10 protein-coding genes are annotated in these 13,601 nt (G+C 74.0%); 1 reads left to right on the top strand and 9 read right to left on the bottom strand.

Translation table 11 applies throughout. The features are described from left to right. Positions 1-374: 374 nt before the first annotated feature. A complete protein-coding gene (locus MTF65_RS03380) occupies positions 375-1,565 on the bottom strand; it encodes a S8 family peptidase (RefSeq protein ID WP_243626684.1) in 1,191 nt (396 codons plus the stop codon). 653 nt (positions 1,566-2,218) lie between these two features. On the opposite strand from MTF65_RS03380, the gene MTF65_RS03385 reads away from it, so the two are divergent. Further along, on the top strand, positions 2,219-3,367 hold the full coding sequence (locus tag MTF65_RS03385; protein WP_243626685.1) for a hypothetical protein: 1,149 nt from the start codon (positions 2,219-2,221) through the stop codon (positions 3,365-3,367). A gap of 131 nt (positions 3,368-3,498) precedes the next feature. On the opposite strand, the gene MTF65_RS03390 is transcribed toward MTF65_RS03385, so the two are convergent. The 8 genes from MTF65_RS03390 to MTF65_RS03430 form a co-directional block, all read right to left on the bottom strand. After that, positions 3,499-4,032 carry an AAA family ATPase gene (locus MTF65_RS03390; protein WP_243626686.1) on the bottom strand — a complete coding sequence of 178 codons (534 nt, stop codon included), beginning with the start codon at positions 4,030-4,032 and terminating at the stop codon, positions 3,499-3,501. Between the two features lie 194 nt (positions 4,033-4,226). After that, a complete protein-coding gene (locus tag MTF65_RS03395; RefSeq protein ID WP_243626687.1) occupies positions 4,227-5,270 on the bottom strand; it encodes a hypothetical protein in 1,044 nt (347 codons plus the stop codon). A 66-nt stretch (positions 5,271-5,336) separates the two neighbouring features. Next, the gene (locus MTF65_RS03400) at positions 5,337-6,602 is read right to left on the bottom strand and encodes an MFS transporter (protein ID WP_374207146.1); all 1,266 of its coding nucleotides are present in this window, start codon (positions 6,600-6,602) and stop codon (positions 5,337-5,339) included. An 11-nt stretch (positions 6,603-6,613) separates the two neighbouring features. Further along, positions 6,614-7,921 (bottom strand): alkaline phosphatase family protein, encoded by a 1,308-nt coding sequence (locus MTF65_RS30430; RefSeq protein ID WP_308407095.1) that lies wholly within the window; start codon positions 7,919-7,921, stop codon positions 6,614-6,616. A gap of 41 nt (positions 7,922-7,962) precedes the next feature. Then, on the bottom strand, positions 7,963-9,663 hold the full coding sequence (locus tag MTF65_RS03415) for a hypothetical protein (RefSeq protein WP_243626688.1): 1,701 nt from the start codon (positions 9,661-9,663) through the stop codon (positions 7,963-7,965). A 56-nt stretch (positions 9,664-9,719) separates the two neighbouring features. After that, positions 9,720-11,594 carry a class I SAM-dependent methyltransferase gene (locus MTF65_RS03420; RefSeq protein WP_243626689.1) on the bottom strand — a complete coding sequence of 625 codons (1,875 nt, stop codon included), beginning with the start codon at positions 11,592-11,594 and terminating at the stop codon, positions 9,720-9,722. After that, positions 11,591-12,766, bottom strand: a complete 1,176-nt coding sequence (locus tag MTF65_RS03425; protein WP_243626690.1) for a glycosyltransferase — start codon at positions 12,764-12,766, stop codon at positions 11,591-11,593. The genes MTF65_RS03420 and MTF65_RS03425 overlap by 4 nt, the downstream gene beginning before the upstream one ends. Beyond that, positions 12,763-13,596 carry an alpha/beta fold hydrolase gene (locus MTF65_RS03430; RefSeq protein WP_243626691.1) on the bottom strand — a complete coding sequence of 278 codons (834 nt, stop codon included), beginning with the start codon at positions 13,594-13,596 and terminating at the stop codon, positions 12,763-12,765. The genes MTF65_RS03425 and MTF65_RS03430 overlap by 4 nt, the downstream gene beginning before the upstream one ends. Positions 13,597-13,601: the final 5 nt, after the last annotated feature.

Here is a 13,601-nt window from a genome sequence, read left to right on the forward strand (position 1 = left end):
CTCGCGCGGGGAAGCCACATCGGGACGTCGTCAGCGCGGCGCTCGTCGATATCCTCGCCAGCCGCCTGGTGGCTGCTTCACGGCCCACCCCATGGGCTGCCCCGGCGGCACGGGACGGCCGTGCGGCGGGGCCTCAGCGGCAGCCCGTGCGCCGACCGGGTGGACCGGAGACCGGCCGCGTTGTTTCGTCCCGCATCTCTCAAACTGGGCCTGCGGCCGCGGTGAGCTCGATGTCGGCCTGGGCGCCGTCGTTTCCCGACGGGCCCCCAGAGCCACATCGGCAGAGGGGCTGACGTGGGACGCGCTCTGGTCCGTCCGTGATGTCGACGCGTGATGATCAGCCAGGGCAAGGCCGGTTCCGGATTCGGCGGCGGTCAGTAGAGCGTGTACAGCAGCCGGTTCGGGGAGGGAGGCGGGGTGCCCTGGAGGACGCCGGTGGTGGCGCCGGCGACCAGGGCCGACTTGACCTGCGCGGGTGTGTCCGCCGGGCGGAGGCCGAGGTGCAGGGCGACGGCACCGGTGGTGTGCGTGGTGGCCATCGAGGTACCGCTCAGGGTGGCGCTCGCGGTGTCGCCGGTGTGCCAGGCGGACGTGATGGCCACGCCCGGGGCGAACAGGGCCACGCAGTTGCCGTAGTTGGAGGAGGACGCCTTGCGGTCGGTGCGGTCCGTGGCGCCGACGCTGATCACCTCGGGGACCCGGGCCGGGGAGGTGGTGCAGGCGCCGTCGGGCTGGGCGGAGCTGCCGGCGGACGCCGTGTAGGTGATGCCGGAGGCGATGGAGTTACGGACGGCGGTGTCGAGCGCGACGCTGGCGGCTCCGCCCAGGCTCATGTTGGCCACGGCCGGCTTCACCGCGTTCGCGGTGACCCAGTCGATACCGGCGATGACCCCGGAGGTGCTGGCGGCGCCCTGGCAGTTGAGCACGCGGACCGCGACGAGCCGCGCCTGCTTGGCGACACCGTACGTGGTGCCCGCGGCGATCCCGCCGACGTGGGTGCCGTGGCCGTGGCAGTCGTCGCCCAGCCGGCCGTCGCCGACGGTGTCGACGCCGACCGAGGCGCGGCCACCGAACTCGGCGTGCGAGACCCGCAGTCCCGTGTCGATGACGTAGATCCGGACGCCGGGGGATGTAGTGCGGTAGGTGTACGTCGTCGACAGCGGGAGCCGGCGCTGGTCGATGCGGTCCAGGCCCCAGGGGGCGTTCAGCTGGGTGGCCCGGGCGTCCTGCGTGGCCTCGGCGGCCACCGTCAACGGGGTGTCCGGCTGGACGTGGGCGACCCGGGGGTCGGCGGCCAGTTGCCGGGCCTGGGCCGGTGTCATACGGGCGGAGAAACCGTGCAGCGCCGCCTGGTAGACGTGGCCCAGCCGGGCGCCGGGCCGACGGCCGACGAGGTCGCGGGCGATGGTGGCGGGCGCCATCCGGGCGGCGGCCTGGTCCTTCAGTACGACGATCCAGCCCTCGGGCGTGCCGTCCACCGCGGTGGTGGCGTGCGCGGCGGGTCCCGGGGCGATCAACAGGCCTGCGGCGAGCAGGGCGGCGGGTAATAGGCGGAGAGCTCTCATCCCTGGTGCACCTGGACCTTTCGTCGACCGTGTGAGGGGTTGGCCGTACGGCCGCCAGAGTGCCGGGCGGAGCGGGTGCGCACAAGTATGCGTCTGGGCAGGGGAGTTGCCGACTCGGTGGTCGGTGGGGCACGTGGTCCCTGAGGGTGGTGCGGGGCGGTGGCGGAGCGTCCCCATGCGGCGCCGGCTGCGACTGGTGGGCGAACCGGTCCGTTCTTGGTGTCGGTGGAGCACGGCGGTCGGGGCGCGGACCCCGTCGGTCAGGCAACCTGGGCAAGGTTCAGCCGGTACTCAGCCGGTACTCCCCCGGCGCCAGGGCGGCGAGCGCGGAGCGGCGGCGCGTGCCCAGCTTCCGCAGGGCGCCAGTCGATGTCCAACCGGGTCAGGTGGCAACCCGGCTACAGCAGCACGCTGTTCAACTCCTCCGGTTGCAACGGTGTCGGCCCTGGTACCTGCGGGCGCATCTGAGCCCACGGATCGCCCGTCGCGGAGGGCGTCGGGGCTCGCGCGACGGGACGTGCGGGCTCGTATCTGTCCACGGCCTTCGGCCGGGACTGCGGAGCGCCTGACCTGTCGGTGCGCTCCGCCGGCCGGCCACCGGCGGGTGCGGTATCCGGCCACGGACGGAGGCCGGATACCCCTACCCTGACACGGTGAGTCAATTCGACGAACTACTCGGCGCGTGCGTCGAGTTGCTCGCTCAAGGCGGGCTGCACATCAGTGTCGACACCCTGCGCGTCATCATCCTCGTCCTCATCGGCGTCATCGTGGTCCGGTTGGCCGTCGGTGCCGCGCGCGCCGCGGTGACGGCCGGGAGTGCCGTCGTGTCGTTCACGCGGACCCAGATCGAGAGCAAATTCTGGCGCGACCCGGGCAAACTCTCCACCGTCATCTCGTTCGTCCTGTTCGGCCTCGCGTACGGCCTGTACGGGCAGGAGCAGTCGCGGCCGCTGAGCGACGCGCTCACGGCGCTGGGCACGGAGCGTCTGACTCAGGTCGTGACGCTGGCGATCCTCACGCACGTGGTGCTGCTCGTCGTCTTCTGGATCACCTTCGGGCTGCTTTCGCGGACGCCTTGGCGCGCCCTGGTCGAACCGTTCAAGATCCTGCTCGGGCTCGTCGTGGGTCTGTCGATGGCCATCGCCGCCTCGGTAGGGGTACTGCTGCTGACCGGCGACGATGCCGAGAACGCTGTGCTCTTCGTCGGCCTGACGATGATGGCGGGGTGCGCGTACGTCCTGCTGGGCGTGAAGGTCTCGGCGCGGCTCGCCGGGCGGCAGGGGCGGCCCGGGGCGGCGGCCGTGGTGATGGCGTTCGTGGGTTTGCTGCTCCTCTTCACCCTGGTCGGCTCCGTGCTGAGCGGCGTCTACGCGGCGGCCGCCGACGAACCTTCCGTCGAAGGGCTGCTCGGCTTCGACCTCACGCTCCTGTCCGTGGTGGTGCTGTTCGCCTGCTTCCGGTTCCGTGCGTTCATGGACGCCGCTGCCGTTCCCCCCGCGGTGCCGCACCTGATCGACTTGAGCCTGGCCGTCGCGGCATGCGCCATCGCCCTTGCCCGGTCGACGGAGGCGAAGGTGACGCTGGGCACGGTGCCGCCGTGGGTCGTCGTGGTCGGCCCGCCGCTGATCACCGCGGCGGTTGTCTACCTGGCGAACCTGCGCCGCCACCTCCCCTCGACCCCCAACCGGCACCTGTGCCTGACCGTCGCACTCGCCGTCGGACTGCTGGCAGGCCCCGCCCAGCCGGTCCTCGCCGACGCGCTGGCTCCCGTGGTGGAACTGCTGCCGCTACCACGGTGGTAGGAGCGCGCTACAGCTCACCTGCGCCTCCGCCCGGCGAAGTCGCCGTTGAGGACGACGTCACCACGGCTGGACCCGGCTCGGTCTCACCGCCATACGGACGCACACAGTCCACGCGCCGGTGCCCCGTGCTGTCAGCGCTCTCGTGCGGGATGTCCGGCCAGGCCGCTGTCGAGCAGGATGCGGTCGACGGTCTGCGGGAGTGTGCTGTCGGCGCCGATGACGGTCTCTGCGCCGCCGGGCAGTAGATCGAGGTTCCGGTACCAGTCGCGCATCTCCGCCTCGCCGTATTCGGCGGCCTGCGGCTTGGTGGCGTGGCGGGCGAGGGTCTCCTCGAACGGGACGTGCAGGTAGAAGCCGTGGGTGGGTCCGCGGTGGTCGGCGCGTAGTTGGGCGAGCATGTCGCCGTAGTGGTCGGCGTAGAGGATGCCTTCGACGACGACGTGGTAGCCGGCGCCGAGGGCGTAGCGGGCGACGGTGTCGATCAGGCCGATGTTGGCCGCGCCGGGCCGGTCGTGTTCCCGTAGGACGACCCGGCGGAGGTTGTCCTGGCCGACCAGGGCCAGGCCGCGGCCGAAACGGTCGCGGAGGCCTGCCGCGACGGACGACTTGCCCGAGGCGCTGTTCCCGCGCAGGACGACCAGCCTCGTGCCTTCGGTACCCACCATCACCCGAGCGAGGCTACCGGCGGCCGCCAGGTCCGCCGTACGGCTGGCCGCCCCGGAGCCGGGAACATGCGGCAGCGCCGGCGCGTCCAGCGTCGATCCCGCCGTCAGCCCCCGGGCTGGGTGGACGACGGCTCCTGCCGGTGCGGTCGGGTGGCTCTCGGCGGTCAGCGGCTTCCGGCAAGTGGGCCGGGGCGTCAGCGTCGCCGGACGTCCAGGATTGCCTGCGGCCCGTAAAAGATCAGCAGGACCAGCGCGCCCGCTCCCGCGATGGCGTATCCCTCGATGGCCTGTGGGAGGTCCAGGGCGGCCACGGCGAAGACCGCCGACACCATCACCAGCACTGCCCCGGCGGGCCGCCAGATCCTGCCCAGGCTCGAGCGCACCGGCTCGACGCCGGACAGGTCTTCATCGAGCAGCGCGCCGAGCCTCCCGTCCGCGTACCGTTCCGCGATGGTCAGCAGGATGTTGCCGAGTTTCACCAGGACCGGGCCGGCGGCCCGGTCCAGGTCGCACTCCACCTCGCGCAGGCGCCCCGCCACCCTCGCCGCGTGCCGGCGTGCCGCCTTCCTCCGGTGGGAGCGCAACGGGATCGACCCCCGGGACAGATCGGCCCGCATGAGGTCGTCCACCACCTGTTCCAAGGACTTGGAGAGCGCCCGTAGGGCCTCGATCCGCTTCTCCCCCACCGTATCGGCAGCGGTGGCGCACCTCTCGATGGCCCTGGCGATCGAACCCGGCAGCCGGGACTTGTAGGAGGTCGGCCGTTCGTGGATGAACGCGTCGGAGAAGACTCGCGCGTACGGCGAACCTTGCAGGAACGCCGCGAGGATCGGGCCCCAGGAGACGAAGATGATCAGCATCCAGGCCAGCGCCCAGGACACGAGCATCAGGCCGACGGCGTACATCAGCATCACGAGGGAGTTCGTTTCCGTGAGCAGCTTCCACAGCGCCTCGGGCGTGAGTCTTCGTAAGGCCTTCTCCTCGCCCAAGGTGTACCAGCCGCTCTTCACCAGCGCGGGAATGAACACGTAGCCCCAGAAGGCCAGCACCATCGCGGCGATCCTGCCCCGGTACCACCGCTTGTTCATTCTCGAATGGAACCGAACCAGGGACTCGACGGCGCCGGATATCGGCCGGTCGATGCCGAGCCGGTCCAGGGAACGCCTCAGGTCCAACATCGCTTCGTCGCCCAGCCGTTGGAGCCGGGCGGCAATGGGTGCACGCAGAAGACTGATCACCGGATCATCCTTCCACTCCCCCGCGGACCATGAGGGCCGATGATGAGGGCTGATCACGAGGGCTGATCACGAGGGCCCTACGAAGGGCTCGCCCGGCACCGGCCTGTCGAGCGCCGCGAGCACGCCGGCCACGGCAAGGGACAGCAGCAGCCCGCCGGCCGCCGCGGCGAGCGCCGCGTCCGGCCCCCACAGGGTCCAGGCCGCGCCGAAGAGCAGGGAACCCGCGAACCGGGCCAGGGCCTGCGCCGTCTGGAGTACCGCGAGCCCCGTGGCGCGCAGCTCGGCCGGGAGCACGGACCCGGCCGCGGCCATCAGCACCCCGTCGGTGGCGGCGTAGAACAGGCCGAGCAGGGCGAGCACGCAGATGACGAGCGGGGGCCCGGCCGGCACCGGGGCCAGGAGCAGCAGGAACGCGCCGATCAGCAGTACGTGCCCGCCGAGGAAGACCCGGCGCCGGCCCAGCCGGTCGGCGAACCGCCCCGCGGGCAGGGCGGCCAGCAGGAACACGGCCGCCGTGCCGACGGGCAGCAGCGGAAAGTACGCGGCCGGCAGGTCGAGCCGGCGCTGGAGCAGCAGATAGAGGAAGGCGTCGCCGACGGTGAACAGGCCGAGCACGGCGGCGGTCAGGCAGAGCCGCCGCAGGGCGGGGATCCGCAGGAGCGTGCGTACGGGCGGCAGTGGGGCCCGGGCGGGCGCGGGGGCGGGGGCCTCCCGTACGAAGAGGGCGAGCAGCACCACCCCCAGTACGGCGACGCAGCAGCTCACGGTGAACACGGCGTCGTACCCGTCCACCGCCACCCACAGCACTCCGAACGCGGCCAGCGGCCCCAGCAGCGCGCCCGCCGTGTCCAGTGCGCGGTGCACCCCGAAGGCGCGGCCCTGCTCCTGCGGCGGGCAGGACAGCGAGATCAGCGCGTCGCGCGGGGCGGTGCGCAGGCCCTTCCCGGTGCGGTCGGCGGCGAGCACCGCCGCCACCGACCAGGGGGTGGTGGCGGCGAGCAGGGCCGCCTTGCAGACGGCGGAGAGCGCGTAGCCGGTACCCGCGACGAGTTTTCGGCGCCGGGTGCGGTCCGCGATCCGGGCGCCGACGAGGCGCAGCAGCGCGGTGGCGCCCTGGTGGAGACCGTCCAGGGCGCCGAACGCGAGTGGGGACATGCCGAGTCCGGCCACCAGGTACAGCGGCAGGACCGCGGTCACCATCTCCGCGGAGATGTCCGTGACCAGGCTGACCAGGCCGAGGGCGAACACCGTTCCGGGGACGGCCCGCAGGGGTCCTCGCGCGGCGGCGGTGTCCCCGGCGATGTCCGCGGCACGGCTGGTCGACAGGTACACGGATGTCTCCCTCAGAACCAGTTGACGGTGAGCGGGAACGCCGCGGTGACGGTCGCGCCGGCGGAGTCGGTGGCGGTCGCGGTGATCTGGATCGTGCCGGCGGCCCACGGCTTGCCGCTGATCCGGCCCGAGCCGGAGTCGACGGTCATGCCCCAGGGCAGGCCCGTGGCCGCGTAGCGGATCGGGGACGTGCCGCCGGTCGCGGTGAGCTGGATGGTGCAGGACTGGTTGAACTTGCAGGTCTGCGCGCCCGGGTTGGTCAGTTTCAGATCACCCGTGGTCGGTGTGGGGGTGGGTGTAGGGGTGGGTGTCGGAGTCGGAGTGGGGGTCGGCGTGGGCGTGGGGGTCGGCGTGGGCGTGGGGGTCGGGGTGGGGCCGGTGACGAACACCTCGCTGATCGGCTGGACGTTGGCCGCGTTGCCGGCGTGCGTCGCCGTGCCGAACAGGTCCTCGAAGGTCCGCAGCAGGTGGTGGTGGTTGAAGGCGGTGGTGTACTTGCCCGTCTTGACGTTCGCACCGTAGAAGACAGTGGCGATCTGGTTGGAGCCGAGGTAGTTGTCCTCGTCCCATGTCAGGACCAGCAGGCTGTTGTTGGCCTTCGCCCACTGCGCGTAGGCGTCGATGTTGTTCTTCGTCCAAGTGTCACCCGTACCGACCGAGCACGAGTGCATGTCGTTGCACTGGTTGGGCACCACGAACGACAGGTTCGGCAGGGCCGCGAAGTTGTTCTGGGGGAACTGCGCCCAGGTCTTGCCGGTGTTCAACGGCACGTTCTTGAAGGCGAACCACGGGTTGTGCTTCTGCGCGTACTGACCGTTCGTGCAGGCCGTGGAACCCTCGCTCGGCAGGTCCTCGTTGTACGTCGCGAAGGTCTTGCCGGCCGCGATCAGCTCCTGGCCGAGGTTGGGCGCCGTCATCGACTGCGGGGTGTAGCAGCCGTCGCCCGTGATGCCCTGCGTGGCGCCGGAGAAGAGGTTGAAGTAGTTCGGCTGGCTGGGGTGGGTCAGCGCCTTCATACCGGTCAGGCTGGCTCCGCCGTTGGCGAGCTGGTTGATGTACGGGGCGTTCGCGCTGCCGATGATCTCGCCGTACTGCTTGTTCTCGTACACGACGACCACCACGTGGTCGTACGCCGGCAAGGCGGCCGCAGCTGCCGTCCTGACGGCGGAACCGGGCTCGGCCGCCTGGGAGTTGGCCACGGTGAAGGCGCCCAGCAGGCCGAGCGCGCCGAGTCCGGCCACGATCGCGGAGCGCCGCCGCGCGCCGCGTCTCGCGGTCGTCCTGGGTGTGGGCGTGGGCCTGGGCGTGGGCGTGGACATGGGTGGTTCCTCCTCGGTGTGGGGTGTGGGTGTGGGTGGTGTCATTCCTCGCGCCGGGCCGCGCCGGCCACGGCGATGTTCAGGAACCGCGGTACGGGCCGCCCCCGGCCGCGGAAGTCCTCCGCGACCGCGGCCCGCGCCGCCGCCAGTCGTGCCTCGGGCAGCAGCACCAGTACGCTCCGCCCCGGCCGCTGCCCGGGCGGCCAGGCGCTCAACGCCCCGGCCCGGCGCGTCCGGGCCACGGCCCGGGCCAGCTCCGCCGGCCGGTCCGCCGGGTCCCCGCGTACGGCCAGCAGCACCAGCCGCGCGCCCGAAGCGGCCGGGTCGAAGACGACGTACCGCTGCCGCCGCCTCGGCCCCGCGCCCACCAGCAGCGCCCGGCCGGGCCGGCCGAAGAGCGCCGCCCGGCGCAGTGCGTCGTCCCCGTCGGGCAGGGCGTCGGCCAGCAGCCGGGCCACCTGCGCGCGGTCCGGCTGCCGCTCCGGACCGGTGTGCGCGTCGGCCACCGCCAGTGCGATCGCGCAGTCGGTGGGCTCCGCCGTGGCCAGTCCGGCGGCCGCTGTGAGCGAGCCCTGCACGTGCAGGTCGGTCCCGCCGCGGCCGTGACCGGCCCGGGCCAGCGCCCGTAGCACCGCGTACGGCCGCACGGCCCAGTCGGGGGCGTCTGGCGGCGGCCCGGACAGGGTCAGCGGCAGATCGCAGCTGTCGGCGGGGTGGGCGAGGGAGCTCAGCCGCACGAGCCCGTCGTCGCGCGGGGCCGCGGCGGCGGCCGTGGGCCAGCCGGCCGCCGCGACGAGCCCGGGCGAGCCGAGGTGGAAGGCGTACGGGGCACTCCACACCGCGGCCGGGGGCCTCCCGTGCGCGGCCTCCAGGGCGTAGGCGACGAGCCGGAACAGCGGATCGGCGGTGGCCCGCCGCGCCAGGTCGCCTCCGGCGGGGTGGGCGGGGTGGGCGGTGCCCCTGCGACCGGGGTCGGCCAGTTCGGCACCGGCGGGGTCGGTGGTGCGCGCCGTGCCCTGGTAGCCGGGGCCAGCGAGGTCGCCTCCGGCGGGATGGGCGGTGTGAGCGATGCCCTTGCGGCCGGGGCCAGCCAGGTCGCCTACGGCGGGATGGGCGGTGTGAGCGGTGCCCTTGCGGCCGGGGCCAGCCAGGTCGCCTACGGCGGGATGGGCGGTGTGAGCGGTGCCCTTGCGGCCGGGGCCTGCCAGTTCGACACCGGCGGGGTGGGCAGTTTGAGCGGTGCCCTTGCGGCCGGGGCCGACCAGGTCACACCCGGCAAGATGGGCGGTGTCGGCGATGCCCTTGCGGCCGGGGCCAGCCAGTTCGGCACCGGCGGGATGGGCGGTGTCGGCGATGCCCTTGCGGCCGGGGCCGACCAGATCGCCTCCGGCGGGATGGGCGGTGTGAGCGGTGCACTCGCGGCCGGGGCCAGCCAAGTCGCCTCCGGCGGGATGGGCGGTGTGAGCGGTGCCCTCCCGGCCGGGGCCAGCCAAGTCGCCCCCGGCGGGATGGGCGGTGCCGGCGGTGCACTCACGGCCGGGGCCGGCCAGTTCGGCACCGGCGGGATGGGCGGTGTCGGCGGTGCCCTGGCGGCCGGGGCTGGCCAGGTCGCCTCCGGCGGGGTCGGTGGTGCGTGCGGTGCCCTGGTAGTCGGGGGCGGCCAGGTCGCCCCCGGCAGGGGCGGCGGCCCCTGGGGTGCCCGGGCGGCCGGTATCGGGTATGTCGCCTCGGACAGGGGTCACGGCCGGCCCGTCGGGCGGGGGCCGGTGGGCGGGGCCGCCGGCACCGGTCGCGGGCGTCACCGGGTGTCCTTGCGGGCCAGCAGGCGGTAGGCGTTGCCGCCGTCCGTGTGGCGGGCCGACGCCGTGCGCAGCGCGTCGAGGGCCGCCGCGGCGGCGAAGAACGGGAGCGCGGCCACCCGCACGGCACCGGCGACGGCCCGCGTGCGGGGCGTGGGCGGCGGTCCCCACGGCCGCTCGGGTTCCGGGGCCAGGCGGGTCGCGGTGAGGGCCACCGCGCCGAAGAAGTCGTTGCCCTGGTGGGCCGGGCCGTGCTCCTCGGCCAGGACCGTGAACCCCCGGTCGGTCAGCGCCTCGTGCAGGTTCGCGGCCGGGATCAGGTGCTGGTGCTGCGGCTGGAACCAGGGAAGCCACGCCGGGCCGAGGAGCCTGGCCATGCGCGACTGCGGATCAGGAAGCTCTATGGCCAGGTATCCGCCGGGGGCGAGGACGGCGGCCGCCGCGTCCAGCTCGGCGAGCGGGTCCCGGGTGTGCTCCAGGTAGTGGTACATGCTGACGACCTCGTACTGGTCCGCCAGCTTCGACGCGAACTCCGGGAACTGCCCCTGGTATCCGGTGTGCACCCAGCCGCGGCGTTCGGCCTCGCGGACACCGTCGCCCATGTCCAGCCCGTCGAACCGGGTATGCGGCCAGACCGCCCGCGCCGCGTTGCAGAAGTGGCCGTGCCCGGTCCCGACATCGAGCCAGGACCGGGGCTCGACATGGGGGCGGAGCATTTCGGCGCGCGCCCGGTAGGCCGCGCCCAGCCGCCCGAAGACCGTGCCCGCACCCGCGCCGCCGCGCCCGTCGTAGAAGTCGCGGTAGTAGAACTCCAGTCCCTCCAGGGTCAGTCGGGGATTCTGGAACACGTGACCGCAGTTCCCGCAGCGCTCCAGCGTGAACCGGCCGGGCTTTGCCTGGAGCAGGTCCGGCACCCGGACCCGGACCGTGAGCCGCCGGGAGCCGCACCACGGGCAGTCCGGGCGGCGCGGTTCGAGGAACCGGTCGGTGCCGGCGGCCAGGTCGGCCCGGTAGGCCGCGGCCCGGGCGGTGTCCGGTCCCTCACCCCGGTCGCGGGCGGCCGCCGCGGCCGTACGCAGGGCGGCGGCGAGGGAGCACGCCGGCCGGGCGGCGGTGGCTCGGGCCAGGTCGTGGGGGCGCAGCGGGGAGCCGGGCCCGCCGAGGGCGAGGTACGGCTGAAGCCAGTACAGCCCGGCCGCGGCGGCGCCCCACCGGCCCTGGCGTACGGCGGCGCCCGCGAGCAGCGCCAGCCCGCACAGCTGCGCGGCCGCGAGCGCTCCGGGCGGCAGCCCCTGGGCCCGCAGCTCGGCGGCCCGCCGCGACCCGGGTCCGGGGCGCCGGGAGGCCGCGCCGGGCCGACCGCAACTCAGCGCGGGGGCGATGGCCAGACCCGTGGCATCGGCCGCGTACTCCTTCAAACGTCGGGTGAGCGCGAGGAGTTCCGCCGGTACGGGGCGCGGCGCGCCCGGCTCCACCCCGGCCCGGGCGAGCACCTCCTCCGCGACGAGCACGGCGTAGCCGGCCCCCCGCCCTTCGCCGAGCCGGTCCTCCCGGTAGCGGGCCGGGTCCACCAGCCGCAGCAGTCCGAGCGCCCGCTCGGCGGCCAGATCCGCCGGCAGCAGGTCCAGCACGCGCAGCCCCTCCCGCTCGGCGTGCGCGCAGGCGGCGAGGAAGGTGGCCGCGTCGGGCTCGACACCCCGGGCGGTGAGCAGCCGCCACCCGGCGGCGCGCGGCACCGTACCGGCGGCGGGCGGGACCATGGGCAGCACGGGGATCGCCCGCAGCCGCCGCCGGGTGCGCACGGTGCCCGCACCGAGCGCGGCGAGCAGCACCGCCGGAACCCACCGGACGCGCGGGAGCGGGGGTGGCATCATATCAGCTTCTCCAACCGGTCGGCCGCGGCGGCGGCACCGCCCGCCGCGGCGAATGAGGCCTGGATCCGCCGGGCTGCCCGGCGGGGGCCGGGGTCGTCCAGCACGGCCGTGAGCGCGTCGCGCAGTTCCTCGGCCCGGGTCCTGCCGAACCGGACCCGGATCCCGGCCCCGGCTTCGACGACCTGCCGGGCGACGATCGGCTGGTCGTCCCGGATCGGAGCGATCACCAGCGGCAGCCCGTGCGCGAGGGCCTCGCACACGGTGTTGTGGCCGCCGTGGCAGAGCACCGCGTCCAGATGCGGCAGCAGATCCAGCTGGGGGACCCTCTCCCGGAGCAGCAAATGGCCGGGCGGGTCCCCGATCAGGGAGGCGGGGGCCGCCAGCACCAGCTGTGCCCGGTCGGCGAGCCGTTCGGCGGCGCCGAGCACCGCGCGGTAGAAGCGGCCGCCCGCTTCCTGGTTGAGGGTGCCCAGCGACACCAGTACCCGCCGGCGCGCCGGGTCCAGGCGCTGCCAGGGGAAATCGGGAGCGGCCGGACGGGCGCCCAACGCGGGTCCGACGAAGGCGTAGTGCGGCGGGAACTCCTCGCCTCCTCCCACGAGTTCGGGAGTGGAGAAGACGAGCACCAGCCGGTCCGAGAACCGCGGGTCCCAGCTGCCGCCATCGGCCTCTCCCGCGTCCTCGAACTCCGCGAGCAGGCCGCCGATCTGCTCGGCCACCCACTCCCCGACCTTCGGGAAGTCCGCAAAGGGCCGGGTGAGTTCGGCGGAGGTGCTGGCGGACGTGGCCCACGGGACGCCGAGCCGCCGGGCGACCAGCGGTCCGGCCAGGGCCTGCTGGTCGGCGACCAGCACATCCGGCTCGAAGGTGCGCACCGCCCGGGTCACGCCCGGCACCATCGCCCGGGCGAGCGGCACCAGCGCCTCCTCCCAGAGGAAGCGCAGCGCCGCGACCCCGCGCAGATCGCGCCAGCGTTCGTGCAGCGCGGTGTAGGAGCTGCCCGCTCCCTCGCCGGCCGGCAGGATCCGGGCGCGCGCGGGCAGCAGGCCGGCGAGTACGGAGGCCGGACCGGTCCAGGCGATCTCGTGTCCCCGGGCGGCCAGTTCGGCCCCGACGGCCACCGTCGGATTGACGTGCCCCGCCAGTGGCGGGACCGTGAAGAGCACCCTCATGGGACCAGAGCTCCCGCCCGTGGCGTTCGCGCGGCCAGGTCGGCCGTCGCGTCGAGATGGGCCAGTACGGTCTTGCGCAGGGTCCCGCTGCTCTCCTTGAGCACGTCGTGTCCCAGGCCCGGAAGGATCTCGATGGAGGTGACCCGCGGGGCGTGCCGGGCCAGTTCCCGTGCTCCCGGAACGAGTTCGGAGTGTTCGCCGCAGACGATCAGGACCGGGCAGCGCAGCCGGGCGTAGTCGGACGGGGTGAAGGTGCGGCTTCCGGCGATGTCGTCGATCAGCGAGGTGCGGTTGAGGAGATCGTCGGCGATGGCCGTGAGGTGGGCGGCCTTGCGCAGCCGCAAGGTGAGCAGCTCGGCGGGGACCGGGGTGTCCTCGAGACTCAGCGCGGCGGCCGACAGGGTGTCCAGCATGTTCTCCACCCAGGCGCCGCCGAGCGGGGGTTCGAGGAGGGTGAGCCCGGCGACGAGGTCGGGCCGGGCCAGGGCGGCGTGCAGCGCGAGGGTGCCGCCGTAGCTGTTGCCGACCAGGTGGACCGGGCGCCCGGCGAGGTCCAGCGCGCCGAGCAGCGCGAAGAGGTCCCGTACGGCCGTGCGGCTGTCGTATCCGGTGGCCGGGCGCTCGGTGCGGCCGTGGCCTCGCAGATCGTAGAGGACGGTCTCGTGCCCGGCCCGGGCCACCGGTACGGCCAGGGGACAGTAGAAGGAGGACAGGTTGTCGACGACCAGCCCGTGGAGGAACACCACGACGGGCCGGCCGGGGCCGGCGGCCCCGGTGGCCGGGAGCCGCTGGACGTGGAAGCGGAGCGAGCCCGCGAGGACGAAGGCCATGGCGG

This window comes from Streptomyces sp. APSN-46.1 (assembly GCF_022815725.1).
Classification (GTDB): domain Bacteria; phylum Actinomycetota; class Actinomycetes; order Streptomycetales; family Streptomycetaceae; genus Streptomyces.